Source organism: Bacillus sp. FSL K6-2431 (assembly GCF_038005165.1).
Classification (GTDB): domain Bacteria; phylum Bacillota; class Bacilli; order Bacillales; family Bacillaceae; genus Bacillus; species Bacillus pumilus.
The window spans coordinates 2,882,357-2,908,676 of record NZ_JBBOSQ010000001.1; the positions used below are offsets into that span (position 1 = coordinate 2,882,357).

The 26,320-nt window shown below is 43.3% G+C and carries 27 protein-coding genes and 1 pseudogene; 20 read left to right on the plus strand and 8 right to left on the minus strand.

Annotated features, from left to right (window positions below):
• Window positions 1-68: 68 nt before the first annotated feature.
• Window positions 69-947: an endonuclease I family protein gene (locus MHH40_RS14400; protein WP_050944075.1), complete on the minus strand. Its 879-nt coding sequence runs from the start codon at window positions 945-947 to the stop codon at window positions 69-71.
• A 169-nt stretch (window positions 948-1,116) separates the two neighbouring features.
• On the opposite strand from MHH40_RS14400, the gene MHH40_RS14405 reads away from it, so the two are divergent.
• On the plus strand, window positions 1,117-2,352 hold the full coding sequence (locus MHH40_RS14405; protein WP_050944684.1) for a pyridoxal-phosphate-dependent aminotransferase family protein: 1,236 nt from the start codon (window positions 1,117-1,119) through the stop codon (window positions 2,350-2,352).
• A gap of 159 nt (window positions 2,353-2,511) precedes the next feature.
• Window positions 2,512-3,702, plus strand: a complete 1,191-nt coding sequence (locus MHH40_RS14410; protein WP_003213581.1) for a tetracycline resistance MFS efflux pump — start codon at window positions 2,512-2,514, stop codon at window positions 3,700-3,702.
• A gap of 53 nt (window positions 3,703-3,755) precedes the next feature.
• Here MHH40_RS14410 and MHH40_RS14415 read toward each other — a convergent pair whose 3' ends face one another.
• Both MHH40_RS14415 and MHH40_RS14420 read right to left on the minus strand, forming a co-directional pair.
• On the minus strand, window positions 3,756-4,913 hold the full coding sequence (locus tag MHH40_RS14415; protein ID WP_050944074.1) for an oxalate decarboxylase family bicupin: 1,158 nt from the start codon (window positions 4,911-4,913) through the stop codon (window positions 3,756-3,758).
• A 64-nt stretch (window positions 4,914-4,977) separates the two neighbouring features.
• Window positions 4,978-6,138 (minus strand): PucR family transcriptional regulator, encoded by a 1,161-nt coding sequence (locus MHH40_RS14420; RefSeq protein ID WP_050944073.1) that lies wholly within the window; start codon window positions 6,136-6,138, stop codon window positions 4,978-4,980.
• Window positions 6,139-6,458: 320 nt separating this feature from the next.
• On the opposite strand from MHH40_RS14420, the gene MHH40_RS14425 reads away from it, so the two are divergent.
• The 5 genes from MHH40_RS14425 to MHH40_RS14445 all read left to right on the plus strand — a co-directional run bounded on the left by MHH40_RS14425 (window position 6,459) and on the right by MHH40_RS14445 (window position 10,317).
• Window positions 6,459-7,310 (plus strand): DUF72 domain-containing protein, encoded by an 852-nt coding sequence (locus tag MHH40_RS14425; protein ID WP_003212748.1) that lies wholly within the window; start codon window positions 6,459-6,461, stop codon window positions 7,308-7,310.
• A 63-nt stretch (window positions 7,311-7,373) separates the two neighbouring features.
• A complete protein-coding gene (locus tag MHH40_RS14430; RefSeq protein ID WP_050944072.1) occupies window positions 7,374-8,747 on the plus strand; it encodes a bifunctional metallophosphatase/5'-nucleotidase in 1,374 nt (457 codons plus the stop codon).
• 67 nt (window positions 8,748-8,814) lie between these two features.
• On the plus strand, window positions 8,815-9,120 hold the full coding sequence (locus MHH40_RS14435) for a YunC family protein (protein ID WP_050944071.1): 306 nt from the start codon (window positions 8,815-8,817) through the stop codon (window positions 9,118-9,120).
• Window positions 9,121-9,195: 75 nt separating this feature from the next.
• The gene (yunB, locus tag MHH40_RS14440; RefSeq protein ID WP_372706105.1) at window positions 9,196-9,960 is read left to right on the plus strand and encodes a sporulation protein YunB; all 765 of its coding nucleotides are present in this window, start codon (window positions 9,196-9,198) and stop codon (window positions 9,958-9,960) included.
• Between the two features lie 126 nt (window positions 9,961-10,086).
• The gene (locus MHH40_RS14445; RefSeq protein ID WP_003212760.1) at window positions 10,087-10,317 is read left to right on the plus strand and encodes a hypothetical protein; all 231 of its coding nucleotides are present in this window, start codon (window positions 10,087-10,089) and stop codon (window positions 10,315-10,317) included.
• A gap of 56 nt (window positions 10,318-10,373) precedes the next feature.
• Here the strand turns inward: MHH40_RS14445 and MHH40_RS14450 are convergent, their stop codons facing one another.
• Window positions 10,374-11,318, minus strand: a complete 945-nt coding sequence (locus MHH40_RS14450; protein WP_223251234.1) for a M23 family metallopeptidase — start codon at window positions 11,316-11,318, stop codon at window positions 10,374-10,376.
• 327 nt (window positions 11,319-11,645) lie between these two features.
• Between MHH40_RS14450 and lipA the strand changes: the two genes are divergently transcribed.
• The gene (gene lipA, locus MHH40_RS14455) at window positions 11,646-12,542 is read left to right on the plus strand and encodes a lipoyl synthase (RefSeq protein ID WP_034317455.1); all 897 of its coding nucleotides are present in this window, start codon (window positions 11,646-11,648) and stop codon (window positions 12,540-12,542) included.
• A 38-nt stretch (window positions 12,543-12,580) separates the two neighbouring features.
• On the opposite strand, the gene MHH40_RS14460 is transcribed toward lipA, so the two are convergent.
• Window positions 12,581-13,216, minus strand: a complete 636-nt coding sequence (locus tag MHH40_RS14460; protein WP_050944070.1) for a YhcN/YlaJ family sporulation lipoprotein — start codon at window positions 13,214-13,216, stop codon at window positions 12,581-12,583.
• Window positions 13,217-13,336: 120 nt separating this feature from the next.
• Between MHH40_RS14460 and MHH40_RS14465 the strand changes: the two genes are divergently transcribed.
• The 3 genes from MHH40_RS14465 to MHH40_RS14475 are packed head-to-tail and all read left to right on the plus strand — an operon-like array spanning window position 13,337 to window position 14,858.
• The gene (locus MHH40_RS14465; RefSeq protein WP_003213192.1) at window positions 13,337-13,612 is read left to right on the plus strand and encodes a YutD family protein; all 276 of its coding nucleotides are present in this window, start codon (window positions 13,337-13,339) and stop codon (window positions 13,610-13,612) included.
• Between the two features lie 19 nt (window positions 13,613-13,631).
• Complete coding sequence (locus MHH40_RS14470) at window positions 13,632-14,066, plus strand: DUF86 domain-containing protein (protein WP_113387334.1); 435 nt, start codon at window positions 13,632-13,634, stop codon at window positions 14,064-14,066.
• A gap of 18 nt (window positions 14,067-14,084) precedes the next feature.
• Window positions 14,085-14,858: a TIGR01457 family HAD-type hydrolase gene (locus tag MHH40_RS14475; RefSeq protein WP_226805372.1), complete on the plus strand. Its 774-nt coding sequence runs from the start codon at window positions 14,085-14,087 to the stop codon at window positions 14,856-14,858.
• Window positions 14,859-14,899: 41 nt separating this feature from the next.
• Here the strand turns inward: MHH40_RS14475 and MHH40_RS14480 are convergent, their stop codons facing one another.
• Window positions 14,900-15,400 carry a phosphatidylglycerophosphatase A family protein gene (locus MHH40_RS14480; RefSeq protein WP_003213652.1) on the minus strand — a complete coding sequence of 167 codons (501 nt, stop codon included), beginning with the start codon at window positions 15,398-15,400 and terminating at the stop codon, window positions 14,900-14,902.
• 132 nt (window positions 15,401-15,532) lie between these two features.
• Between MHH40_RS14480 and yutH the strand changes: the two genes are divergently transcribed.
• The 6 genes from yutH to MHH40_RS14510 all read left to right on the plus strand — a co-directional run bounded on the left by yutH (window position 15,533) and on the right by MHH40_RS14510 (window position 23,385).
• Window positions 15,533-16,543 carry a spore coat putative kinase YutH gene (gene yutH / locus MHH40_RS14485; protein WP_268459368.1) on the plus strand — a complete coding sequence of 337 codons (1,011 nt, stop codon included), beginning with the start codon at window positions 15,533-15,535 and terminating at the stop codon, window positions 16,541-16,543.
• Between the two features lie 85 nt (window positions 16,544-16,628).
• A complete protein-coding gene (locus tag MHH40_RS14490) occupies window positions 16,629-17,612 on the plus strand; it encodes a 2-hydroxyacid dehydrogenase (protein ID WP_340901252.1) in 984 nt (327 codons plus the stop codon).
• A gap of 208 nt (window positions 17,613-17,820) precedes the next feature.
• On the plus strand, window positions 17,821-19,122 hold the full coding sequence (locus MHH40_RS14495; protein ID WP_113387332.1) for a homoserine dehydrogenase: 1,302 nt from the start codon (window positions 17,821-17,823) through the stop codon (window positions 19,120-19,122).
• Window positions 19,122-20,183 (plus strand): threonine synthase, encoded by a 1,062-nt coding sequence (thrC, locus tag MHH40_RS14500; RefSeq protein WP_044140848.1) that lies wholly within the window; start codon window positions 19,122-19,124, stop codon window positions 20,181-20,183. The genes MHH40_RS14495 and thrC overlap by 1 nt, the downstream gene beginning before the upstream one ends.
• On the plus strand, window positions 20,180-21,112 hold the full coding sequence (gene thrB, locus MHH40_RS14505; RefSeq protein WP_034620114.1) for a homoserine kinase: 933 nt from the start codon (window positions 20,180-20,182) through the stop codon (window positions 21,110-21,112). The genes thrC and thrB overlap by 4 nt, the downstream gene beginning before the upstream one ends.
• Before the next feature lie 302 nt (window positions 21,113-21,414).
• Window positions 21,415-23,385 (plus strand): alpha/beta hydrolase family protein, encoded by a 1,971-nt coding sequence (locus MHH40_RS14510; RefSeq protein ID WP_253622266.1) that lies wholly within the window; start codon window positions 21,415-21,417, stop codon window positions 23,383-23,385.
• Window positions 23,386-23,596: 211 nt separating this feature from the next.
• Here the strand turns inward: MHH40_RS14510 and MHH40_RS14515 are convergent.
• Window positions 23,597-23,896, minus strand: a pseudogene (locus MHH40_RS14515) (NifU family protein).
• 121 nt (window positions 23,897-24,017) lie between these two features.
• Here MHH40_RS14515 and MHH40_RS14520 point away from each other — a divergent pair.
• A complete protein-coding gene (locus tag MHH40_RS14520) occupies window positions 24,018-24,347 on the plus strand; it encodes a YuzD family protein (RefSeq protein ID WP_003212989.1) in 330 nt (109 codons plus the stop codon).
• A gap of 100 nt (window positions 24,348-24,447) precedes the next feature.
• Window positions 24,448-24,678, plus strand: a complete 231-nt coding sequence (locus MHH40_RS14525; protein ID WP_003213664.1) for a hypothetical protein — start codon at window positions 24,448-24,450, stop codon at window positions 24,676-24,678.
• 50 nt (window positions 24,679-24,728) lie between these two features.
• Here the strand turns inward: MHH40_RS14525 and MHH40_RS14530 are convergent, their stop codons facing one another.
• A complete protein-coding gene (locus tag MHH40_RS14530) occupies window positions 24,729-25,796 on the minus strand; it encodes an NAD(P)/FAD-dependent oxidoreductase (protein ID WP_212045504.1) in 1,068 nt (355 codons plus the stop codon).
• A gap of 255 nt (window positions 25,797-26,051) precedes the next feature.
• Here MHH40_RS14530 and MHH40_RS14535 point away from each other — a divergent pair, with 255 nt between their 5' ends.
• Complete coding sequence (locus MHH40_RS14535; RefSeq protein ID WP_003213414.1) at window positions 26,052-26,288, plus strand: YuzB family protein; 237 nt, start codon at window positions 26,052-26,054, stop codon at window positions 26,286-26,288.
• Window positions 26,289-26,320 lie beyond the last annotated feature (32 nt).

Here is a 26,320-nt window from a genome sequence, read left to right on the forward strand (position 1 = left end):
ATGTGTATGAGCGGTGAAGTCATTTTATTTTAAAAGGCACTGCTTGTTCGTAGCAGTGCCTTTCTTTTTTATTCCCAAATCGCACTTGCCCATTCTGGGTGATCGATAAAGGGATTGCGGTTGTTCTGATACGTTTCATAAATAATCTCGTTGCGGTTTCGTTCGATTTGATCGACAGGATCTTGTTTGTGCCACTTGAGAAGTACGGACATTTTGCCGTGAAGAGGGGCGCTACCATTATTCACTTTGTCGTTTAATTCTAAATCTGGAAAGCGGTCATCCCCTTCGTATCGCACTGCCATATAAAAGAGCATTCTTGCCACATCCCCTTTCACCCGGCTATGAGGTTCGAATGAGTCGCTATCGTAAAAATTGCCCGGTGCTCCCTTGTATTCATTTCCGCCCATATCAAAATCTAAATTTCCTCGTGTGCTATTCGTTTGCACGTCTGTTGCTCGCAGATGATGGAGATCTGTACCAGGGCCCTGGCTTGTCCCAAAATTGCCGTGTGACTTAGCCCACACATGCTCCCGGTTCCACTGACCAACATTTCCGCCATTCTCTTGCTTTGAGCGAGAGACACCGCTATAGAGCAAGAGAACATTGCTTGGATTTTTTGGATCTTCATCTGTTTTCTTTAAGGCATCCCAAACTTGGCTGTAGGATAGCTGCTTATGATCATCAATAATATCGTGTAAAGCTTTCTTTAAAGCGGGTCCTGATTTGCCATTAGCAGATTGATAATAGGAATCGATTTGACTTGTAGCGGTTGTTTTCGCTTGTTGTGTAGATGTTTCGTTTTGAAGCTGTAACGGGGAAAATGTGATGGTTTGGCTCGGTTCATTCAAAGTAAAGCTTTGAGCATTCGCAGTTTGCGGCAGCGGGGCGGCTAACGTACCGAATATCATGATTCCGGCAGCCACAGTTCCAAATAAGGTTCTCTTCATTCGATTTCCTCCTTGATAGGGAATGTATTCTCTTTATTTCTATCATAATGTCAGAAAGAAATAAATGGATTTCTCGTAAATTTTATGTAATGAGTTCATAGGAAAAGAGATTGCTATTTTATCAGCATTACTGTATAAGTGGGCATATAGGATGACAGCAAGGGAAAGGATGGATAACGTGAAAGAACTGCAAATACCTTCAAGAACGATTATGACACCAGGACCTGTTGAAGTAGATCCCAGGGTGCTCCGTGTAATGAGTACGCCAATTCTCGGTCAATTTGATCCAGCATTTACACATATCATGAATGAGACGATGACCTTATTGCGGTCCCTTTTCCAAACAGAAAATGAATGGGCTTTTCCAATTGACGGCACGTCTCGTTCAGGGCTTGAAGCTGTGCTTGCCAGTGTCATTGAGCCGGGAGATTCGATGCTTGTGCCTGTCTTTGGCCGGTTCGGTCATCTTCTCATTGAAATAGGACAGCGCTATGGTGCTGAGGTACATACAATGGAATGTGAATGGGGAACCGTTTTTGACCCAAGTGATATCATTCAGAAAATGAAGCAGGTCAAGCCTAAAATCGTTGCGATGGTCCATGGTGAAACATCCACCGGGCGGTTGCAGCCACTTGAGCAAATTGGTGAAGCGTGCCGGGCACTGGATGCATTGTTCATTGTAGACGCTGTAGCAACCATTGGCGGGGTTCAGGTGAAAGTGGATGAATGGAAGATTGATGCGGCGATTGGCGGTACGCAGAAGTGCTTGTCTGTTCCATCAGGCATGTCCCCTATCACGTATAATGACCGGGTTGCAGCTGTCGTTGAATCGAGAAAGAAAGTGGAAAAGGGAATTGCGACACAGGATGAATTGCAGGAGCAAATGGATATTTCTCCAATTAAAAGCAATTACTTTGATCTCAGCCAGCTTCAGGATTATTGGAGCCCTAGGCGATTAAATCATCATACAGAAGCGACAACGATGCTCTATGCACTTCGAGAAGGGGTTCGTGTTGTGCTGGAAGAAGGTCTGTCTGAGCGTTTCCAAAGGCACGCATATCACGAGAAGGCCTTGATGAAAGGACTTGAAGCGATGGGACTTGAATTGTTCGGTGATCCACATTGTAAAATGCCGGTTGTGACATGTATTGAGATTCCAAGTGGTATGGATGGAGAAGCGGTACGTGCCGATCTGCTTAAGCATTTTGGTATCGAAATTGCCAGCTCCTTTGGACCGCTAGCCGGACGTATATGGAGAATTGGCACAATGGGCTATAGCTGCCGAAAAGAAAATGTGCTGTTTGTGTTAGCAGGGCTAGAAGCAATTTTAATCAAGCATGGTGCATCCATCCATTGCGGCGCAGGGCTTCAGGCGGCTCTTTCTATCTATGAACAAGGTGAATAAAGTCATAAGGATACTCGCTATTTGCGGGTATTTTTTATTTGGAAAAGAAAACTAAATTTTGAAAAACTAGACTTATAGACAGTGATATCGCTATACTGAAGAAGTTCTGATCATTTTTGTCATCATTTTCATTTATTTTGCAGAAAGAGGTTTTTTGATATGAAGAAAATGGGCAGATTATACATTTTGATGCTCAATATTTTTATTGCCATGCTTGGCTTTGGCCTCATTGTCCCTGTCATGCCAAGTTACATTGAAGCCTTTGGCGCAACAGGAAAAACACTCGGTTTTCTTGTCGCTGCAACAGGTCTTACACAGTTTGCTTTATCGCCGGTTGCAGGCGCACTGACCGATCGATTTGGACGTAGAAAATTGATCATTGCGGGGATTGCCGGCTTTACGATTGCCCAGTTTATTTTTGCATTTGCTGATCAGCTTTGGATGCTGTTTGTGTCTCGGTTTTTAGGTGGTGCTGCCGGGGCTTTACTCATGCCAGCCATGTTTGCATACATCGCTGATATCACAAGTGAGAAGGATCGAGGGAAAGGAATGGGGCTATTTAGTGCTGCAATGACGTTAGGCTTTGTCATTGGACCAGGCGTAGGCGGCTATTTGGTCGAGTACGGAATCGCTTTTCCTTTTCTCATCGCAGGTTCCTTTGCAGCTCTTTCTACCCTATTGTCCATCCTGTTTTTACCTGAAACATTAACAAAGGAAAAGCAGGAAGAAGCGAGGTTAAACAAAGACATTCATTTCAACCCGTTTGTACAAATGCTGCAAGCTTTAAAGACATCCTACGGTTTTTTGTTTATATTGGCGTTTGTCCTCAATTTTGGCATCATTCATTTTGAATCGATTTTCGGCTTATATGTAGACCAAAAACATGGATTTACACCGAAGGATATTGCGTTTGTGATTACGGTTGCGGGTCTTGCAGGCGTGCTTGTCCAAGGTGCGTTGGTGAATGCCTCTGTGAAACGATTTGGTGAAATGCGCGTCGTGCGTTATGCACTGCTAGGAGCGGCTTTGATGCTCATCGTCTGCCGTGTTGCGCCGTCCTTTTGGCTAATCTTTGCAGGCTCTATTTTATTTTTATCGGCTACATCATTTGTTCGTCCAGCCCTCAATACATTGCTGTCCAAAATGGCAGGTAATCAGCAAGGAGTAGCGGGCGGCCTCAATACATCCTTTATGAGCCTTGCCAATATTGTCGGACCGAGCCTTGCGGGCATTTTATTTGATGTGAATATTGAGTTTCCTTTTATGCTCGGAACACTGGTGCTTTGCATAAGCTTCATTGCATCCATCGTGTGGGGGAAAAAAGTGCAGCATCCTTCGACAGTTTCTTAAAATTTGTTTATAAAAAACCGATCAGTACGGCTTGATCGGTTTTTTGATGCGCATCATCTCTTATATGTCACGACAGGTGATTTTTCTTTATGAAGCGCACGAATCATGGCATCATCTACATGCAAATGCTCTTTCACTAATTGAGGAGGTGTTAAGGCCATCCACTGATTCAACGAAATATCTGCAAAGCGATCACTTTTAAACATTTCTAAAAACCAAAGGCTCGTTTGGCCGATATTTTGGATGTAATGTCCCATACCAAAAGGAACATATCCGACATCACCTGCTCTGTAATTAAAGGTGCGGGCAGTGCCCCCGGCTCCAAAGACTGTCATTTTGGCTGTACCGGTTAAATAGTATTGCCACTCATCATTATTAGGGTGCCAGTGCATTTCTCTCATGCCGCCAGGCTTTACTTCAACAAGCGCAGCTGCAATGGTTTTTGAAACAGGGAAATTCCGTGAATCGACAATGCGGACAGTTCCCCCAGAGGTCGTCAGCGGTTTTTGGCGAAGCAGCTGGTACGTAAATGGCGGCTCGATGCTTCCGTATGGATCAGATACCGTTTGGCTTTCTATTGATGCTGGCGGAGAGCCTTGAAACATGTAGCGCTGCTTATTCGGAATATGGTCAAACAGCTTCTTAGGAACGCCAAAATTGTCGGAGAGAATGTTTTTCGGTGTATGGGCAAACCAGTCTGTGATGGTGAACGTATCAAATTCAGAAAAAGCGCCATCATCAAAGACTAAAAGAAATTCACACCCGTCCTCAAGTCCTTGAATGGAGTGCGGAATACCTGGGGGGAAATACCATAAATCTCCTTCTGCTACATCAGCGATCATATTTCGCCCTTCTGCATCTACAGAGGTGATGCGGGCTTTTCCTAAAATCATATACGCCCATTCAGCCTGCTTATGCCAATGGAGCTCTCGCACTCCGCCTCGAGTCAGCCGCATGTTGACACCCGCAATCGTTGTGGAAACAGGCAGCTCTCGCTTCGTAATTTCTCTCGACCAGCCGCCATGATTTAAATGCATATGTGTATCGGAATATGAAAATTTTAAATTAGGAATGATTCCGGCATCGGTTTTAGGTGGAACAAGCATATCTGGGTTCTCGATATCTCGAAGGACGTCCCGCGGGCCTAGATCGGTGGCACCAGCACCATCCTCTCGAATGGGTTGCGGGATGTGACGCAGCTCATCATCCATTTATCATCCCTCCTCTTGTATCATTTTTCTCCTCCAAACTATATGAAACTTCGGAAGAAAACATTCACTCAGGATGGGGTGAAAGAAGCATGTGAATACGTAATGCTAAGCGCAGCCTAAATGTGGTTTCAGGGTCTTTTAAGCTGATCCGCAGCAGCTCCTCACACTTCTCCAATCGATAAATGACCGTGTTGCGATGAATAGACAAACGTTTCGCTGTTTCTGAAATGTGGCAATGCGTTTCTAAATAGACAGATAAGGTGTGGAGGAGATTTTGACCGGCTTCATATAACGGGTGAAGGTGCATCTGGTGAAACGTGACTAAATCCTTTCTTGGAATAAGCTTTAATAAATCTGGCACATCCTTTGCCTGATAGAAGTGTATATATTCCGACTGCGCCGAGAGATGTCCGGCTTGAAGCGCTTCTAATGCTTCACTATAGCCCTCAGATAGATGGGTGATGCGACAACTAGTCAAGCTCGCGCCAAAGGAAATGGTGTGATTCACTTGAATGCTAACGAGCATCTGCAGCTGCTTCAAAAAAGAAAGGAGTCTTTCACTCATCTCTGACCAACTGCCCGTCTCTTCCATTAATACAATGCCCATATCACCTTTGACAAATAAAAAGGAAGGGAAAGGAGAGCTTGGAAGTGCGCTGTCGAGCAGATCAACGACTTGTTCTAACATCAGTTGCTGCTTCAAAAAATGAGTGGTCTCATGACACTGATCAAGCTGACAGATCATACATAGATAGCTGCTATCTACATTTAATCCAAACGCCTTCGCAATGTTTGAAGCGTCTTGCTGAGAATACGATGAACCCTCTATCCATCTGCGAAATCCTTCATTTCTGGCACGCTTGGCCGTTTGCTGGGCAGAATATTGTCTCATTCGCGCAATCGAGATTTCGTGTACTGCTTGTTCAATGATGACTTGCAGTGTTTCATCCAGCGGAAGGATGAAGGAAGGAATGACCACATACTCACATGTTTGTTCGGTTAGATCAATCGGAAAGACAGAAAAGGTTTGCTTCGTATCTATTATTGAAAAATAATGGGGTGTCCGGCTTTTGAAAAAGGGGAGAATGCGAATCCAATCTGGGCTCGTGATGATGATGTGCGAGTTGCAGAGAAGGCGCCCATGCTGGTTACACAAATAGACAGGCTTGTGAATCCTTTCGGCGATTTTTTGCAATGCTTCAAACTGGTTATCGTCTAAGTTCATATCCACTAAGTCTCCTTTATTGAGAACTTTAGTTCTTGGTGAAGATGAATAAATAAATGGACAATCACTGTTCACTTCTCTGATATGCATTTTATGTTATCAGCTCAAATCATTTAAGATAGAAAGTTGTCAACTAATATCACAAACAAACAGAGTTCATGATAAAATCACGCACCATCAGTCATCTTCATTCAGAATTACGGGCAAATATGATATGTTGTAGACAGAAGAATTTCTTTCAGAAAGATGGGTATGACAAGAGAAAAAGGCTTTCATGTGAGGAAGCCGTCTATACATGAGAGTGGCAAGAGGTGAGAAACATGATTTATATCGGATTAACTGGCTGGGGTGACCATGACAGTCTTTATCCGCCGAAAATCGGCAGCGCGCAAAAGCTGTTTCACTATTCGTCTACGTTTCCCATTGTGGAGCTGGATGCCAGCTTTTATGCAGTTCAGCCTGAACGTAATCATGAAAAGTGGATCAAGGATACGCCAGATACCTTTCAATTTGTCGTGAAAGCATATCAAGGAATGACCGGTCATCAGAGAGGCGAAATTCCGTTTGCTTCGAAGGAAGAGATGTTTGACGCATTTATTCTTTCATTGACTCCGCTTATTCGTGAAGGGAAACTAGCCATGGTTCTATTTCAATTTCCACCATGGTTTGATTGCAAAAAAGAGCACGTCCTTTATTTAAGATGGTGTAAAGAGAAGATGGGGGACATTCCGTGTGCCCTCGAATTCCGTAACCGCACATGGTTCTCAGATGAATTTTATGAGCAGACCTTGTCCTTTATGGAAAAAGAAGGCTGGATTCATTCTGTTTGTGATGAGCCGCAAGTTGGAGAAGGCTCCATTCCGCCAGTCATACAAGCTACGCACCGTGATAAAACATTGGTCCGTTTTCACGGAAGAAATAAACAGGGCTGGCTTCACCCAGCAGACCATGAGAATTGGCGTGAAGTGCGATACTTATATTTATATAATGAAGCTGAATTAAAAGAGTGGAAAAAGAATCTCGACATCCTGCATCAGCAATCGAAAGATGTGTATGTCGTGTTTAATAATAACTCCGGCGGAGATGCAGCGGCGAATGGTCAGCAGATGATTGATTTGCTGGATATTACGTATTCAAGCCTTTCTCCGAAGCAGTTAGATTTATTTAGTTAAATGAGAGCTGCGGCTTTCAACTTGAATGAGACGGTTCAGTGACAACTTGAGGGAGAGATCAACATGCTGCAGAAGCTATGGTTATATCATACAAACGACTTGCACAGCCACTTTGAGAACTGGCCCAAAATCGCAGCTTATATTGAGGAAAAGCGTCAAGTTCACGATCAGATGCTCTTGTTTGATATTGGCGATCATATGGACCGAGTGAACCTTGTGTCAGAAGCTGATTATGGAAAGGTAAACGTCAAGCTCCTCAATCAGCTTGGCTATGACGGGGTCACAATTGGAAATAATGAAGGCATTACGCTGCCTCATGATCAGCTCGATCAATTGTACGAGCATGCGCAATTTCCAGTGATCCTGTCAAATTTATTTGAGAAAGGCAACAGACCATCGTGGGCACAGCCCTATCATATAATCCAAATGGAAAACGGACTGAAAATATGTCTCTTAGGCGTGACCATTGCGTATACACCTGTCTATGAAAAGCTGGGCTGGGAAATAACAGATCCGTTTGACAGCATACGGGACATGCTGCAGGAAGTGAAGGGACAAGCGGATATCATTGTGCTCTTATCCCATCTTGGTATCATCCATGATCGGGAGGTCGCCCATGATTTTCCTGACATCGATATTATCCTAGGCTCACACACGCATCATTTGTTAGAACAGGGTGAAATGGACAATGGGGTACTGCTTGCATGCGCTGAAAAGTATGGGCATTATATTGGCTGTGTCGAGCTGACCATTGACACAGCGAGCAAAGAGTTAATCGAGAAAAAAGCAACGGTGCAGTCAGTGGACCAGCTGATCAGTGAATCGGATGAAGCGATCACTACCTTACAGCAAGCAGAGAGAAGAGCGAGAGCCCTCATGCAGGAGAAAGTAACTGCGATTGAGTCAAGGCTAGAAACGAAGTGGTTTGATGAATCCCCGCTTCCGCAGCTCTTAACAGATGCCATTAAAGATTGGTGCGGGGCAGATATCGGCATGATGAATGCAGGTATGGTGCTTGATTCATTAGAGGCAGGAATCGTGACTAGAGAAGAAGTCCACCGAATCTGCCCGCACCCAATTAACCCAATTAGGGTGACGCTTTCCGGTCAACAGCTTATCGAAACCGTTCGGCGTGCCTGTGAAGAAAAAATGGAACAGCTACGCATTAAGGGCTTCGGCTTTAGAGGTGAGTTGATGGGGAAAATGCTGTATAGCGGCCTCACCTATACAGTAGAAGAAGGTGAAACCAAACGAGTAAAGGATGTTTTTGTGCATGATCAATTGATCAGAAAAGACGCCTTATATACGGTTGGCACAGTCGATATGTATACATTAGGCTCTCTATTTCCTCATATCCGTGACCATGAACACATTGAATATTTCATGCCGGAATTTTTACGTGATGTGCTTACTTGGCGCCTGAAGGAAGCCACATGAAATCCGCTTTAGCCTAACAACACTCGCCCTCTTGTCACATAGATTGTGATGAGAGGAGTGAAGGGATTTGGTGAATTTAACACCTATTAATATTGATGGACATTCCTTTACAGCCGTCACCGTCAAACTGCCGAAGACGAATTTTATGGCAGTGACAAATGAACATGGGTATATTATGTGCGGTGCACTGGATGTCGGGCTCTTAAATGAAAAGCTTGCAGATAGAGGTATTATCGCAGGGAGAGCAGTTGGTGTGAGAACGATAGAGCAATTGCTTGATGCCCCTTTAGAATCTGTGACATACGCTGCAGAAGCGTTAGGCATTACAGTTGGAACCATTGGAAGAGACGCCTTATTAAAAATGGTGAAATAAAATGAAGAGATGATTCCTATCCCCCCGCCTGTCTGCATACACTTGTAATGGAGAAGGGGGGATTTTTTATTGAGAATGAACCGCCGCTATCGCCCCTATAAAAAGGGCCCTTTGCCATTCCGATACGTCATGCTGCTTGCGATCTTATTCTTTGTACTCTCAACCGTCATAAGTCTATTTTTTATTAACCGCTCCATTAAACCAACCCTTATACACATTGCTGAACTAGAAACAGAGCGTATCGCCAATCATCTGATTCAATATTCCGTCCAAGATTTTGCAGAAGATCAGGAGAATATGAAGGATATGGTGGTCATGAATACAAGTGAGAACGGAAAAGTAACGACCATCGATTTTAATGCGCAAGCAACATCGAAAGCAATGGCTGACCTGTCACGTCATCTTCAAAAAAATTTAGAGGACATTGAAAAGGGGAATTTTCAAAAAGAGGCAAAAGAAGCATTAAAGGATCAAACAGATGGACATGACGGCATTATATATAACATTCCGCTTGGGCAAGCGTCCGGAAATGCACTCATCGCCAACCTAGGACCAAAAGTGCCTGTACGGTTTAGTCTCATTGGCGATCCGCATACGGACGTTGAAAAAAACATTAAGCCTTATGGCATCAACAATGCCTTGATTGATATTAGTGTTCTAATTGAGGTCAAGGTGAGAGTCATCATCCCGTTTGCATCTGAAACAATCGTAGTCAAAAATTCAGTTCCCGTCTCCATCCAAGCCGTTCAAGGAGACGTACCAGATTATTACAATGGCAGCGGAACGAACTCAGGCGCTCCATCGATTGTTCTCCCAGAGAAAAAGGAGAAGAAAGAATAACAGCCCAAGGAATGATTGGGCTTTTTTTTGATGTGCATTTATTGTAAATAAAAACCTCATTCACTACTTGATTCCATATAGATGAATGTGTCATGATCAATTTTAATTGTTATTAGGGGGAGCTTTATGAAGAAACTTTATGTAAGTGGTATTTGTTTTTTGGTTTTTGCTATAGTATTTAGTGCTAAATATATCACAGCATCCATTTTACTGGTCAGAAATGAAAGCTTAAGTATCGATATTTTTAGAGGTATGTTTGACATGATTCCATTGGAAGTAACCGTTGTGTATTTCATTTTTCTCATCATGGGAATTCTATTTTTAATTTTAGGTTTGAAGGAGAAAAATGAGCAGTAACTTGCTTAGACATGAAAAAGGAGAAGGGTGCGAAAACGCTAAACTTCTCCTTTTCTTTAATGTCGTTTTCGCTCAGCTCTTTCCCACGCCCTTAAATGAGGGTATGGATCAAAAGACCATTCAGTTCTGCCATTGTCTTTATACATGCCATAGTGAAGATGCGGCGGAAATTTTCCTGCTGTGCCTGGAGGGCCATAACCGGAGCTTCCGACAGATCCAATGACCTGTCCGGGTTCAACAATTTGACCTGTTTTGAGTCCTTTTGCAAAGCCATTTAAATGAGCGAAGTAATGATAATGGTTATGAATATCTCGAATCCCAATCCGCCAGCCGCCAAAGCGGTTCCAGCCTTTCATTTCAATCACGCCATACGATGTCGCACGAACGGGAAGTCCATAATGGGCAAATAAATCCGTACCCTCATGAATTCTTCTGCCTCCAAATCCTCTTGCATCTCCCCATGTACTCCGGTAGCTGTAGTCAGCTCCGACTGGAAGAGGGAAAGCGTGCTTTCCGAGGTCAAGATGACCATAGTGCTGATATAGCTTCATAAAAGATGAAATGATTCCAACGGTTTGATCTCGTCCATAATAGTCCCATAAAGCAATTTTTAATTGATCAATGCTGTTGCCGTAATGAAGCAAGTATTGAGCAAACGTGAATAATACATCCTCATCGTCATCGCTGTTCGCTTTTCCATCCCCGTTTCCATCAAGTCCAATTCCATCAAACACTTTAATGCTTAAAGGAGAGGTATCCTGCTTATTCGGGTTTTCAGGGCCGATCCACATTTCCCGGGGAATGTAGATGCCAATGACGCCTTTTTGTTTCGGTAAATCTCTTCTGCTTTTTCGAATATTGTGCTCATACTGATCAACCGCAGCAAGTACATACCATGGAACCTGTGTCGTGATGGCGACTTTTTCGTAAAGTGCCATTCGCTGCTTCAGTACATCTGGCTGCTTGCCTTCCCCCTGTGCATGAACAGGTAAAGGAAGCATTGAAAGAGCGATCATGATGGCTAAAACCACTTTCACAAACGTCCATCTCCTTTCATCAAGCATCGTCTTCTACCGTTTAGTGTGGTTAGATCACCCTATTTCATAAGAAGAAAATGTTAGTAATTTTCTTGTGATTTTTTTAGGAGGCTTTTGGGTATTTTTGCAGCTCATTCCCTTGTTGTTCAATCTGTACTATGTTAAAGTGTCTAAAGAAAAGGCTTTAGGCCGAAGATTCAATTTTTTGCAGCTTCTTAGCTGCATCCATCGTATATAGCAGGAAGATTTTTGTAGATGCACCTTTAACGAATTCATATGGAGATGATGGAATTGGCAAAGAAGGAAGAGCACGTAAGAAAACCGGACTGGCTTAAAATTAAGCTGAATACGAATGAAAACTATACCGGTTTGAAAAAAATGATGCGGGAAAACAACCTGAATACCGTTTGTGAGGAAGCAAAATGTCCGAATATTCATGAATGCTGGGCAGTGAGAAGAACCGCTACATTTATGATCCTTGGATCTGTTTGTACGCGCGCATGCCGTTTCTGTGCGGTGAAAACTGGACTTCCAACTGAGCTAGACCTGCAAGAGCCAGAACGCGTGGCAGATTCAGTGGCTTTGATGAACTTAAAGCATGCTGTCATAACAGCGGTTGCAAGGGATGACCAAAAGGATGGCGGAGCAGGTGTGTTTGCTGAAACCGTTCGTGCCATTAGAAGAAAAAGCCCATTTACGACAATTGAAGTTCTCCCTTCAGATATGGGCGGCAATTATGATAACTTGAAGACGTTAATGGACACACGTCCTGACATTTTAAATCACAATATTGAAACAGTTCGCAGATTAACGCCAAGGGTTCGCGCGCGTGCTACATATGATCGTTCATTAGAATTCTTGCGCCGTGCAAAAGAAATGCAGCCCGACATTCCAACGAAATCAAGCATTATGATTGGACTCGGTGAAACGAAGGAAGAAATCATTGAAGTCATGGATGATCTTCTTGCTAACAACGTCGATATTATGGCGATTGGTCAGTATTTACAGCCTTCGAAAAAACATCTAAAAGTTCAAAAATACTATCATCCGGATGAGTTTGCAGAGCTGAAAGAAATTGCGATGTCAAAAGGCTTCAGCCATTGTGAAGCTGGACCGCTTGTGCGCTCTTCCTACCATGCAGATGAACAAGTAAATGAAGCGTCTAAAAAGCGTCAGGCGCAAGCATAACAAGAAAACGCCAGAGCTCTCTGGCGTTTTTTCTCGTGTTAATTTTGGCCGTAAGGGGCATTTCTTCTCATGGTACGGTCGGAATTCGTCATACCATTTGCATCTTCTTTCGTAGAAATATCTCCACCTTGAGGGGAATATTTCATTTGTTGAATTGTTTTGGTTAAGATTTGATCAAAATCACGTGAATTGGTTTGAAGACGTGAAAAATTGGCAATGGATTGAAAGTGCTCTGGATTATCAGAGACGTATACATGATAATAACGAGGGAGAACAGAAACCGCCGTTTTCTTTACTTGATCGGCAGATTCATCCCGGTTTTTGTTGCCTGTTCGATACACAATCAGTGCATCCTCATCTGTCACAAGTGTGGCTGCATCTTTGATGTTTGGCAGCTGCACAGTTAAACTTGTAATGACGTGGGCAAGATGCTCACGATTTAAAGCAGGTGTTCTTTCTTTCTGATCCGTTACTTGCTGGTGCTGATAACGAACATACCCTGCTCTGTTTGTGTCTGCTTCTGGCATGTTAGAATTATTTCCTTCATGACGATCCGACAGACGGATGGTTTTACTTGAAGAATCTTCATCCACTTGCCGGTTCATACCTGATTGAAAGCCGCACCCGCCTAAAAGCATGCTGAGAAGAATCGCGGCTGTCAGTTGTTTCTTCATAAAAGTGACCTCCTTTTTTCTTTAGCTTCGGCTAAATCTGAAAAAACATGCTTTAGCAATTGATGGAGTTCTTCCAATGAATTATCATTAAAGATGGATCGTTTAAAAAGAGGTGAGAAGATGATCGTCATTCAGAATGCTACTTTTGATCTTGTAAGAGATATTAAAGACGGTTTTGATGAAGAAGCGTTTAAAGCAAGGTACTCAGATATTTTAAATAAGTACGATTATATTGTGGGGGACTGGGGCTACAATCAGCTGAGATTGAAGGGGTTCTTTGATGACCAAAACCAAAAGGCCACATTTGATACAAAAATCAGCACACTCGATGAATACATTTATGAATACTGTAATTTTGGCTGTGCCTATTTTGTCTTAAAACGAATCAGAAAATAACGCAAAGGGGAGCGTCATGATGTATTTCGTAGATAGGAAAAAGATTGAAAAGACATTACGTTTTTTCGAGGAGCAATATGAGTTGATGCGCAGTCATCAAACATGGACAAGTCCACTAGAGAAAAAAGCGCTGGAACGAATTGTCCATTTGCTCGTCGAATGTATTCTTGATACGGGAAATGACATGATTGATGGCTTTATTATGCGTGATCCAGGAAGCTATGATGACATCATGGATATTCTTGTTGATGAAAAGGTTGTACCAGAAGAGGAAGGCAGTCAGCTGAAAAAGCTTGTCTCGTGCCGCAAAACACTTGTACAGCAATACCAAGAAGTGGTTCATCACGACTTGCTGCAGGTGATCAGCGAGGTTGAGCATGCGCTACAGGTTTTCCCAAACCGCATCCGTACCTACTTAGAGCAGGAGCTAGGCCCAGTATCAGCGTTTAAATAATCCATTGGAGTTGTGAACATCATGAAATACAAAGGCTATTTAATTGATTTAGACGGAACCATGTATAAAGGAACAGAAAAGATCGAAGAAGCAGGTCAATTTGTTCAAAAGTTAAATGAGCTAAACATTCCCTACTTGTTTGTCACGAATAACTCGTCACGCACGCCAAAGCAGGTAGCAGAAAAACTCGTTTCATTCGATATCCCAGCAACTGAAGAACAAGTCTTTACAACAAGTATGGCAACAGCCAATTATATTGCCGAACAAAAGAAAGACGCGTCTGTTTACGTCATCGGTGAAGAAGGAATCAAGCAGGCCATTGAAGAAAAAGGGCTGACGTTTGGTCAGGAAAACGCTGATTTCGTTGTTGTTGGAATTGATCGCAGCATTACATATGAAAAATTCGCAGTCGGTGCGATTGCCATCCGTCAAGGCGCACAATTTGTCTCAACAAATGGAGACATTGCTATTCCAACCGAAAGAGGGCTTTTGCCAGGCAACGGCTCGTTAACATCTGTATTGACCGTGACTACTACAGTCCAGCCAACATTTATCGGGAAGCCAGAATCGATCATCATGGAACAAGCCATGCGAGTGCTCGGGACGGATGTGTCTGAGACGCTCATGGTAGGCGATAACTATGATACGGATATTATGGCAGGGATGAATGCAGGAATGGACACATTGCTCGTTCATACAGGCGTGACAACAAAAGAGCTGCTTCACAAATATGACAAACAGCCAACCTATGTCATTGATTCATTATCTGAGTGGATTGAACGATTATCATAAAAAAAGAGGACAAGCGTTATGCGCGCGTCCTCTTTTTTGCTTTATTCCACATTTCTCGCACTATGTGCCAGCCTGCTTGATGCTGCAGCAGCAATGGCGCCGACAATGTCATCTAAAAAGGTGTGGCACTCCCCTGTGGATTTATCGTTGAGTATCCCGAGAATTCCTGGTTTTTCTTTATCGATATATCCGTAATTCGTAAAGCCGATCGAACCATAAATATTGACGATAGCAAACGATAAAATTTCATCAACACCATACAGGCTTTCGTCTGTTTCTAGAATAGACTGAAGCGGCTCGGTCAGTTTTTTTTGCTCGGCGAGTACGTCTAGTTCGACGCCAGTTAATATCGCATTTTGGACTTCTCGTTTTGCGATGACACGCTCCACATTGTGGATGCATTCTGTCATGTCTAAGCCAGGATGATATTTTTCCTGTAAAAAGTAGACAAGGTCTGCTATATCTTGAATGGATACGCCTCGTTCTTGTAAACGGCGTCTTGCTGTTTTTTCTACTTCGTTCATCTCATGATGATGTGGCATATATTCCTCACCCAATCCTCGTAATTTGTCCACAACGTGTAAAAAGCTTCGGATAGTAAATAGTATTCATAAATCCCTCAACCTGCGACTACGATATGATAAGAGATCGATCATATGAACGCAGGTGAAAACATGAAAGAAACCATTTATCACACATTTGGTATTGATGTGCGTCAACTTATGCCATATGGCAGTTATCAGAGCTTTCAAACGTCGGAGGCTCTCTTTATCATTGTTCCTGTGTCTCATTTGCGAGAAGAAGAACTCACAGAGCTGTTTCATATCAGTCAGTATTTACTGAATGCCGGAGACCCATACGTCGCTGTGTTTGAATTAACAAATGAAGAGAAGTCCACCTTTACTCATGGAAAGGAGCTGTATGCTTTATTAAAGGCAGCACCGCCGATCTCGAGCCGCTCGTTTCAACAGGCGTCAGAGCTGGCGGCCTTTCATGTCAGGGGAAGAGGTTTTCCATATGAGGTGTCTGAAACAAAACGTGTGGGAGCGTGGAAGGAATTATGGGCAAAACGGTTAGATCAGCTTGAAGGCTTTTGGATGCAGCAAATGCACCAAAAACCACTGGAACGATTTGAAAAAAAATTCATCGAATCCTTTCCGTATTATCTTGGATTAACGGAAAACGCCATTCAATATTTAGTGGATACTGAGCTGGATGATGAACCGAAAGAATGTGACTCAGGCACTGTCTGCCACCAACGTTTTTCGCGAAGGACATGGCCGCATGAGCAGCCGCTTCGTTTACCTGTAGATTGGGTCTTTGATCATCCAACCCGGGATATTGCCGAATACTTAAGAGAAACCTTTGTCCAGCATAAGGAAGATTTAATTGAGGAGGGCTTCTCTTTTCTACAGCAATATGAGCAGGTGACACCACTTTCTTCCTTTTCTAAGCGTTTGTTATACAGCCGCCTGTTGTTCCCGCTTCATTACTTTGAAATTGTGGAAGGCTACTACATGTCGGGAGAAAATGAAAAATCATATTATGAAGAACGGCTAGATTACGTCTTAAATGATGCCAATCGCTATGAATACTTTCTAAAGGTCTTTCAAGAAATGAGTGCCATGCGAAGCGGCGGGAGCCTCATTCCACCTGTTGGCTGGATCACAGGTCCACTGATTTGAAGTTTCAGTGAACAGATGAAACGTCTCTTTTCTCTTGAGGCGTTTTTCGTTATGCTTAAAGAAATCAATCAAAGGAGTGTTCTTCTTGCCGAAACCTTATGTCTATATCACAAGAAAGCTGGATGAAGCATCACTTACACCACTAAAAGAAGTCGCTCATATCGAGATGTGGCCAAACGAAGATGAGCCATGTCCACGAGAAGAATTAGAAAAACAAGCAGCGAAAGCGGATGCGCTTCTCACCATGCTGTCAGATCAAGTAGATGAAGCCCTTTTATCAAAGGCTCCACATGTTAAGGTGATCGCAAACCTTGCTGTGGGTTATGACAATATTGATCTTGAAGCCGCTAATAAGCGCAACATCACCATTTGTCATACGCCTGATGTATTAACGGAATCCACGGCTGATTTAGCCTTTGCCCTTCTGATGGCGTCAGCTAGACGGATTGTCGAGGCGAGTGATTGGATTAAGGAAGGAAATTGGACAGGCTGGGGACCGCTTCTTCTTGCAGGAGCTGATGTTCATCACAAAAACCTTGGAATTGTCGGCATGGGCAGTATCGGAACAGCGCTTGCCAAGCGGGCAGCAGGCTTTGACATGAAGGTGCTGTACCATAACCGGTCAAGAAAGCCAGAGGCAGAAGCGCAGCTCGGCGTGACCTATGCGGCTTTTGAGGACTTGCTCACGCAGTCTGATTTCATCGTCTGCCTGACGCCGTTAACCCCAGAAACGAAAGACATGTTTAATGAAAAGGCATTTGATCTGATGAAGAACTCTGCTTATTTTATTAACGTATCAAGAGGACAGACTGTGGATGAGGATGCTTTATATGAGGCAGTCACGACAGGAAAAATTGCCGGCGCTGGCCTGGATGTATTTAGACAGGAGCCTGTCAGCCCATCTCATCCGTTAACAACATTACGTAACGTCACGGTTCTCCCTCATATTGGAAGTGCAAGTGTCGAAACGAGAAAAACGATGATGCGTTTATGTGCTGAAAATATTGCGCTTGTCCTACAAGGTCAGCAAGCCAAAACGCCGGTTCGTTCATCATTTCAGGCTCCCTGAGTTTCGGGAGCTTTTCTGACAAAAATATTTTGAAAATATAGAATCTTGATATAAATAGCTGTTAAGCGGTTTCATTCTAACAATCTCATATTTTATTACCTTGTCAAAATGAGGATACCCCTTTATAATGTGTGTACATTGAATGTCTGTGTTGGGTTAACAAATGTCTTTTTAGAGAGGACATTGACGGAGAAAGGTGGAATTTCAGGTGAAGGCAATTCGAGTTGGACTATTAGGATTAGGAACAGTGGGAAGCGGTGTCGTCAAGATTATCCAAGATCATCAGGATAAATTAATGCACCAGATCGGCTGTCCGGTATTAATACAAAAAGTGCTTGTGAGCAATCCCGATAAAAAGAGAGATGTGGATGTGGCAAGAGAAGTCTTCACAACTGAAGTATACGATGTGATTAGAGATCCAGAGGTCGACGTCATTATTGAAGTGATGGGCGGCATTGAAGAGACAAAACAATATTTAATAGATGCGTTAAATGAAAAGAAGCATGTCATTACCGCCAATAAAGATTTAATGGCACTTTACGGAACAGAGCTTTTACATGTGGCGAAAGAAAATGGCTGTGATCTTTATTATGAAGCAAGTGTCGCCGGAGGAATTCCGATTCTGCGTACGCTGGAGGAAGGATTGGCATCTGACCGAATTACGAAAATGATGGGAATTGTGAACGGCACAACCAATTTTATATTAACGAAAATGAACGTCGATAAAAGCGCATATGAGGATGTCTTAAAAGAAGCGCAGGATCTTGGCTTTGCAGAAGCAGACCCGACAGCTGATGTAGAAGGACTGGATGCAGCAAGGAAAATGGCGATTCTTGCAAGACTCGGTTTTTCCATGAATGTGGAATTAGACGATGTGAAGGTCAGAGGCATCTCTGACGTTTCTGATGAAGACATTAATTTCAGTAAACGATTTGGCTACACAATGAAGCTGATCGGAATTGCCCAGCGGGACGGAGAGAAAGTGGAAGTCAGTGTCCAGCCAACCTTACTCCCTGATCACCATCCGTTATCATCAGTCAACAATGAATTCAATGCGGTGTATGTCTATGGGAGTGCTGTAGGGGAAACGATGTTTTACGGACCTGGAGCTGGAAGTCTGCCAACGGCAACCGCTGTTGTATCAGACTTAGTCGCAGTCATGAAAAACATGCGTCTTGGCGTTAACGGAAGCGGATTTATCGCACCGCAGTTTGAGAAAAAGATCAAATCTCCATCGGAAGTATTTGCTCAGCAATTTTTAAGAATTCATGTTAGAGATCAAGTCGGGGCATTTTCCCGCATTACATCTATTTTTTCTGAAAGAGGCATCAGCTTTGAAAAGATCCTTCAGCTTCCTGTGAAAGGGCATGATGAGCTGGCTGAAATTGTGATTATTACACACCGGACCTCAGAAGAAGATTTCTCAAATATCCTGCAAAAATTAAACGATCTCGACGTGGTGGTTCAAGTGAAGAGCACGTACCGAGTAGAAGGGAACGGTTTAAGCTGATGAAGTGGAATGGACTTATTGAAGAATTCCAGGAATTCTTACCAGTAAACGAATCAACACCAAAACTAACATTAAATGAAGGGAATACACCGCTGATCCACCTTGCCAAGCTTTCGGAAAAGCTAGGGATTGAGCTTCATGTGAAAACAGAAGGCGTCAATCCAACAGGCTCTTTCAAGGACCGCGGGATGGTCATGGCTGTTGCAAAGGCAAAAGAAGAAGGCAATGATACGGTCATGTGTGCTTCGACAGGGAATACTTCTGCAGCGGCAGCGGCTTATGCTGCCCGTGCTGATATGAAATGTATCGTCATCATTCCAGACGGAAAAATTGCCTTTGGCAAGCTTGCACAGGCTGTGATGTACGGAGCAGAGATCATTGCAATTGACGGTAACTTTGATGATGCACTGAAAATCGTCCGCAGCATCTGTGAAAAATCGCCGATTGCCCTTGTTAACTCTGTCAATCCGTACCGAATTGAAGGACAAAAAACGGCGGCATTTGAAATCTGTGAGCAGCTAGGCTCGGCCCCGGACGTACTGGCGATTCCTGTTGGAAATGCGGGGAATATTACCGCCTACTGGAAAGGCTTCAAGGAATACCATGAGAAAAAAGGAACTGGACTGCCTGTTATGCGCGGCTTTGAAGCAGAAGGCGCAGCAGCGATCGTGCGAAATGAAGTGATTGAACAGCCAGAAACAGTGGCAACTGCCATCCGTATCGGAAATCCTGCAAGCTGGAAACAAGCTGTGGCAGCGGCAGATGAATCAAACGGAAAGATTGATGAAGTGACAGACGAAGAAATTCTCCATGCATATCAATTGATTGCTCGTGAAGAAGGTGTGTTTGCAGAGCCAGGCTCATGTGCGTCTATCGCAGGTGTGCTAAAGCAGGTGAAATCCGGAGAAATCAAGCCAGGCAGTAAAGTTGTTGCGGTATTAACAGGCAACGGATTGAAAGATCCGAATACGGCCATTGATATTTCACAAATTAAGCCGGTCACACTTGATGCAGATGAAGATCAAATTCTTGAACACTTAGAAAAGGCCGCGCGCGTATGAGTAAAGCCTCCATGCTTTTTTCAATCACAGTACCGGGAAGCACTGCCAATTTAGGACCAGGCTTTGATTCAGTTGGAATGGCGCTCAGCCGCTATTTAAAGCTATCGGTCTATGACCATGATAGCTGGCTGTTTGAAGCAGAATCAGATGTCGTGTCTGGAATTCCATCAGGCACCGACAACCTCATTTATCAAACAGCCAAAAAGGTCGCAGATCACTTTGGAAAAACACTCCCGCCTGTTTATGTCAAAGTGTGGAGTGATATTCCATTGGCACGGGGGCTAGGCAGCAGTGCTGCTGCAATTGTGGCAGCCATTGAGCTAGCCAATCAGCTTCTCGAATTAAATATGCCGGATGATCAAAAGCTCTTTTTTGCAAGTGAGGTAGAAGGTCATCCAGATAATGCGGGTGCTTCTTTATTCGGAGGTTTACTGATTGGTCTTCATGAAGAAGACAAGACACATGCTGTCAAAGTGAAGCATGTGGATATAGATGTTGTTGTCGTGATTCCTTTTTATGAAGTACTGACAAAGGATGCCCGTGATGTCCTGCCAGAGGATTTTTCCTATAAACATGCTGTCAGTGCGAGTGCTGTGAGCAACGTGCTTGTTGCCGCCTTAATGACGCAAAACTGGCCGCTTGTTGGAGAAATGATGAATAAGGATTTATTTCATCAGCCTTACCGCACAATGCTCGTCCCAGAGCTGTCGAAGGTAGAGCATGTCGCTTCGCTAAAAGGAGCGTATGGAACGGCATTAAGCGGTGCTGGTCCGACAATCTTAACCTTAGTTGAAAAAGGGAAGGGAGAAGCGCTGAAAAAGCAGCTTGCCCAAAACTTCCCGCATTGCGAAGTAGATTTGCTGACAGTACCAGTAGAAGGTGTTGTCGTGGAGCATGATCCAGTCAATCAAGTAAAGAACGTGCTGTAAAAATGCACGTTCCAGCGTGTAGGCAAACCCTCGCATTCGGTGTCAGTCCTGCGTGCTGGTGCTCACGAATATTAATTCGCTCCGCTCCAGTACTCGTCCTTCCTAGACTGCAAAGGTTCTCTATCACGCTGAAAAGAAGAAAAAGAGCTAAAATAAAGATCATTTTAGCCCTTTTTCAATAACCTGAGAACGTGCTGTAAAAATGCACGTTCTTTTTTTATTCTTGTTTTTATAAAATGAAGCAGGGATTATTATTTAGAGGATCGAACTATTTTTTATGCATAAAAGGAGGAGATACATTCATGAAGAAATTGATGACAGCAGAAGATTTAACGAAGATTGTTTCTGTTTCTCATCCGGTTTATTCACCAGATGGAAAAAAGGCGGTTTTTACAAAGGTCACGGTGAATGACAAAAAGGACGATTACAACATCCATTTATGGGTTCGAGATGAAGAGACAGAGGAGCTGTCACAATGGACATTTGAGGATGGAAAGCATCATCAGCCAGTGTGGTCAAAAGACAGCAGGCAGCTTGCGTTTATTTTGCAAAAGCCAAAGGAAGCTCCCCAGCTTGCACTGATTCAGAGCGAGGGAGGCGGTGTGCGTACCTTAACGTCGATTCCATACGGAGTATCTCATCCTGTCTTTTCACCAAATGGAGCTTTCATTTATGCGGCTGTGTCACTGAAACAAACAGAGTCTATACATGATGAAAAGAAGGAAGAGCGAGATGAGTTCGCTCCTGCGGTATATGATGATTTGACCTATAAAGCAGATGGCAGAGGTTTTTTAGATGGGCGTTTTACGCAGATCATTCAAGTGGATGTTCATTCAGGAGAGATCGAGGCAGTTACGAGCGGACAGCATCATCATGTGAATCACACGCTCTCTCCGTGCGGGAAATGGCTTGCCTATATTCAATCAAATCCTCAGAAACCTTACATAAGTGATGTATGCCTCCAATCATTAGAGGACGGTACGACAAAGAAAATTACACAATCTGCTGGCGCTTATTCCGCCGTGTCTTTTGCTCCTAATGGAGAAAGCCTCGTGTATATCGGACATGAGCGAGAATTTCAAAATGCTACGTTCCCAGCATTATGGCTGTATGATCTGAAGGAGGGAAACGGCGTTCAGCTGTCAGAAATGCTCGATATGTATGTGGGCAACTGTATGGCAGGGGATAGTGTTATGGGCGAAGCCAATCAGTTTCCGCAGTGGACAAAGGATAGCCAAGGGTTTTATGCGCTTGTTTCTGATCAAGGCAGTACAGGGATTTATTATTTCTCTGTTGAAGGCTTAGCCTATCCTGTTCGATTAGAGGCAGAGCATATCACAAACTTCAGCCTTCATCCGAATGAATCCAAAATGCTGCTGAGCCGGCTGTCACCCGTTTCTCCAAGTGAGCTGTATGAGCTGACATTAGGGGAGGCGGATCTAAAGCGAATCACGTTCGAGCATGATGAATTCCTCAAGGAGCATGTCCTATCGGTACCAGAGCCATTTTCGTTTCAGTCAAAAGAAGGCGACGAGGTGCATGGCTGGTTTATGAAGCCATCCCAATTGGAAGAGGGGAAGACTTATCCGCTTATTTTAGAAATTCATGGCGGGCCGCATGCCATGTATGGTTATACGTATTTTCATGAATTTCAAATGCTTGCCGCGGAAGGCTATGCCATCGTATATATCAATCCTCATGGCAGTCATGGATACGGACAAATGTTTACCGACCGTGTGAGAGGGAGTTATGGTGACGTTGATTATGAGGATGTCATGCAGGCTGTTGATCATGTGCTGAAAGCCTATGATTTCCTTGATGAAACAAGACTTGGAGTGACAGGCGGCAGCTATGGCGGTTTTATGACCAACTGGATTGTCGGACAGACCGACCGTTTTCGCGCAGCCGTCACACAGCGGTCCATTTCAAACTGGATTAGCTTTTATGGCATCAGTGATATCGGTTATTATTTCACAAGGTGGCAGATGGATGGGAATATTTATGATTCAGTCGATAAGCTATGGGATCGTTCGCCGCTCAAGTATGTGAAGCAGGTAAATACGCCGCTTCTCATCCTACACAGCGACGAAGACTATCGCTGCCCAGTCGATCAAGCAGAACAGCTTTTTGTAGCACTGAAGGAGCTTGGGAAAGACACAAGGCTCGTCAAATTCCCGAAAGCATCTCATGATTTATCCAGAAGCGGCCATCCGGGGCAGCGTATTCAAAGACTGACCTTTATAAAGGATTGGTTTAGAGAGAAGCTAAGCTAATAATAAAAAAACGACCCAAATCGGGTCGTTTCAGCGTGATGACAAACCCTCGCATTCCGTGTCAGTCCTGCGTGCTTGTGCTCACGAATATCAATTCGCTCCGCGCCAGTACTCGTCCTTCCTAGAATTCAAGGGTTTTCATATCACGCTGAAAAAGGCTAATACTGAAAAAAACGACCCAAATTCGGGTCGTTTTCATGTCATATATGAATTAGAAAACCTGTTCAACTTCTACAACGCCAGGCACTTCTTCTAATAATGCGCGCTCAATACCGGCTTTCAATGTAATGGTTGAACTTGGGCAGCTGCCGCATGCACCAAGAAGACGCAATTTGACAATGCCATCTTCAATGTCTACAAGCTCACAGTCTCCACCATCACGTAATAGAAATGGACGAAGTTTGTCTAGTACTTCCTGTACTTGGTCTTTCATTTCGACTTCAGTCATTAGATACAATCGCTCCTTTCACAACATATCACCATTATATTCATCTGGACGATAAAAATCTATTGATTGGTTTCAAAGTTTCCTTCTCATTATAGCACAATCTCATCTTGAAACAAAAAGTGATTTTGACTTTTTTCATACAGAAAATTCAGCTAAAATAAAGAAAGAATAGGGGGCTTGTCAAATGAATCAAACCGTCGATCTTTATGTATATGGAAGAGATGTACTTTGCGCTAGCTGCGTGAATCTGCCTTCATCAAAAGACACATTTGAGTGGTTAGATGCAGCGTTAAAACGAAAATATCCAAATCAGCCGTTTCGCATCACATATATTGATATTGAGCACCCACCAGAAAACGAACACCAAAAGGAATTGTCTGAACGAATTCTTGATGATGAATTCTTTTATCCGCTTGTCTTAGTGGAGGATCAAATTGTCGGAGAGGGCAATCCAAAATTAAAAGACATTTATCAAGAAATGGAGAAATACGGTTACACGGAGAGCAGTGAATAAACTGTTCTTTTTTTGAGAAAATAAACAGAACAAACGTTCCTTTTCGGGTTGAAAAAGAACGTTTGTTCGATTATAATGAAATGAAAGGAGCGTGAGCATCATGAATTATTTACTGAAACAATCTCTTCAACAGCAAATACCAATTGAGATGATTTATATGAAGAAAAACGGAGAGTGCACGAAGCGTAAAATCATTGTCCACCGTCAAACAGACCAGCTCATCCAAGCGTATTGTTTATCGAAAAAGACGATGAGAACGTTTCGTAAAGACTGCATCCTTGCCCTTGCTCCGATCAAATGGACCCGTTCATCGGCACATGCCGTTTCATAGAAAAAAGCTCCCTCGACGAGAAGGAGCTTTGAGATAAAATTCACATGATGTTAGCCATTGTGATGCTTATACATCCAAAGGAGTCCGGATTTTAGAAGTCTTGGTACACGGCCAATAAGTGGACGATCTGCTACTAAGCCAAAGCCGGCTTTTTTCCCTAAAGAGCCTAAGACACCTTTTAGCTTAAACTGAGGATAAGCCTCAGGAAGCGGCTCGTTTTTCCAGCGTTTTTGCAGAGATTGGACAATTTGTTCTGCCTGCGCCTCGGCAAGCTGTGCACTTGGGGCATGCGGAAGACTTGCGCAATCACCCACGACATAGACGTGCTCATCTCCAGGGAGATTGTGATGAGGTGTTAATACGACGCGGCCTTGTACGTCCTTTTCAACATCCATCTCTCGTATCACTTTGCTTGGCTGAATGCCTGCTGTCCATACGATGACCTCTGCTTCAATGGCATCATCATGGTTGTAAACAACACCTTCTTCAACCTTCGTAATATTGGCACAGTTAATGATCTTTACGTCATTTTCTTCAAACCACTTTTGCACATATAAACTTAATCTTTTTGGGAAGCTTGATAGAATCAGCTCTCCGCGGTCAAAAAGAATAATGTTTAAATCAGCACGGCTTTCTCTTAATTCACTGGCTAGCTCTACCCCGCTAAGTCCAGCACCGACGATACCAACCGTTGCACCTGCACCCAAATTGTTTAATTTGTTATACGTATGTCTTGACTGATCAATGGTTTGAATGCTGTATGTATGTTCTTTCGCACCAGGGACATTATGATACTTGTCCTCACAGCCGAGTCCAATCACCGTGTCGTCATAAGGAATGGGTTCACGGTCGCTGAATAAGATCTGTTTGTTTTCAATATCAATTTTTTCTACTTCCCCATATTGAATATCCAGCTTCGGATGCTCTGGAAAAGATACTCGAATGTGATGATCAGAGATCGTTCCAGCAGCGAGTGCATAATATTCTGTTTTTAAACAGTGGTAAGGATTTCGATCAATTAATGTGATAGTAACATCATCAGGTAATTGATTTGGCAATAAGCGGTGGAGAACCCGCATATTCCCGTAACCTCCGCCGATCAAGACTAAATTTTTCATGACGATTCTCCTTTTCCCCGTAGACATTGAAAAACACTTATACTAAAAAACTTTAAGTTAAAATACCAAATAAAATTATATCGAATTTACTGTGAAACCACAATAATTGTTTCAAAATAACCTACATATTCATTAGTTAGTCCTAAATAGTAAAACATTTTACGAGGAATAGGCGTAACGATACAGGTGAAGCTCATGTTTTGACTAATAGAAGGAATTTCGGTAGGATGGTAAAGCAATGTGAGGTGAAGCAAAGTGTTCCCACTGATCGAATTTTGTGTAAGTAATCTTGCACAAGGGTCTCAAGAAGCAAAAGAGAAGCTTGATAAAGACCCAAACCTAGACGTTATGGAATACGGCTGTTTAAGCTACTGCGGCAAATGTATGGACTCCCCATTTGCACTCGTGAATGGAGAATTTGTTTCCGGAGAAAATGCAGAGCAGCTAGTTGAGCGTATTTATGCTTTTATAGAGGAAAATGAGATGTTTTAAATGCACCACATGGGTCATGAGGTGCATTTTTT

Excerpts from the sequence above, each read along its gene's own strand:
- MHH40_RS14400 (WP_050944075.1), bottom strand. The coding sequence starts at position 947 with ATGAAGAGAACCTTATTTGGAACTGTGGCTGCCGGAATCATGATATTC.
- MHH40_RS14405 (WP_050944684.1), top strand. The coding sequence starts at position 1,117 with ATGGATAACGTGAAAGAACTGCAAATACCTTCAAGAACGATTATGACA.
- MHH40_RS14410 (WP_003213581.1), top strand. The coding sequence starts at position 2,512 with ATGAAGAAAATGGGCAGATTATACATTTTGATGCTCAATATTTTTATT.
- MHH40_RS14415 (WP_050944074.1), bottom strand. The coding sequence starts at position 4,913 with ATGGATGATGAGCTGCGTCACATCCCGCAACCCATTCGAGAGGATGGT.
- MHH40_RS14420 (WP_050944073.1), bottom strand. The coding sequence starts at position 6,138 with ATGAACTTAGACGATAACCAGTTTGAAGCATTGCAAAAAATCGCCGAA.
- MHH40_RS14425 (WP_003212748.1), top strand. The coding sequence starts at position 6,459 with ATGATTTATATCGGATTAACTGGCTGGGGTGACCATGACAGTCTTTAT.
- MHH40_RS14430 (WP_050944072.1), top strand. The coding sequence starts at position 7,374 with ATGCTGCAGAAGCTATGGTTATATCATACAAACGACTTGCACAGCCAC.
- yunB (WP_372706105.1), top strand. The coding sequence starts at position 9,196 with ATGAACCGCCGCTATCGCCCCTATAAAAAGGGCCCTTTGCCATTCCGA.
- MHH40_RS14445 (WP_003212760.1), top strand. The coding sequence starts at position 10,087 with ATGAAGAAACTTTATGTAAGTGGTATTTGTTTTTTGGTTTTTGCTATA.
- MHH40_RS14450 (WP_223251234.1), bottom strand. The coding sequence starts at position 11,318 with ATGCTTCCTTTACCTGTTCATGCACAGGGGGAAGGCAAGCAGCCAGAT.
- MHH40_RS14460 (WP_050944070.1), bottom strand. The coding sequence starts at position 13,216 with ATGAAGAAACAACTGACAGCCGCGATTCTTCTCAGCATGCTTTTAGGC.
- MHH40_RS14465 (WP_003213192.1), top strand. The coding sequence starts at position 13,337 with ATGATCGTCATTCAGAATGCTACTTTTGATCTTGTAAGAGATATTAAA.
- MHH40_RS14470 (WP_113387334.1), top strand. The coding sequence starts at position 13,632 with ATGTATTTCGTAGATAGGAAAAAGATTGAAAAGACATTACGTTTTTTC.
- MHH40_RS14480 (WP_003213652.1), bottom strand. The coding sequence starts at position 15,400 with ATGCCACATCATCATGAGATGAACGAAGTAGAAAAAACAGCAAGACGC.
- yutH (WP_268459368.1), top strand. The coding sequence starts at position 15,533 with ATGAAAGAAACCATTTATCACACATTTGGTATTGATGTGCGTCAACTT.
- thrC (WP_044140848.1), top strand. The coding sequence starts at position 19,122 with ATGAAGTGGAATGGACTTATTGAAGAATTCCAGGAATTCTTACCAGTA.
- thrB (WP_034620114.1), top strand. The coding sequence starts at position 20,180 with ATGAGTAAAGCCTCCATGCTTTTTTCAATCACAGTACCGGGAAGCACT.
- MHH40_RS14510 (WP_253622266.1), top strand. The coding sequence starts at position 21,415 with ATGAAGAAATTGATGACAGCAGAAGATTTAACGAAGATTGTTTCTGTT.
- MHH40_RS14520 (WP_003212989.1), top strand. The coding sequence starts at position 24,018 with ATGAATCAAACCGTCGATCTTTATGTATATGGAAGAGATGTACTTTGC.
- MHH40_RS14525 (WP_003213664.1), top strand. The coding sequence starts at position 24,448 with ATGAATTATTTACTGAAACAATCTCTTCAACAGCAAATACCAATTGAG.
- MHH40_RS14530 (WP_212045504.1), bottom strand. The coding sequence starts at position 25,796 with ATGAAAAATTTAGTCTTGATCGGCGGAGGTTACGGGAATATGCGGGTT.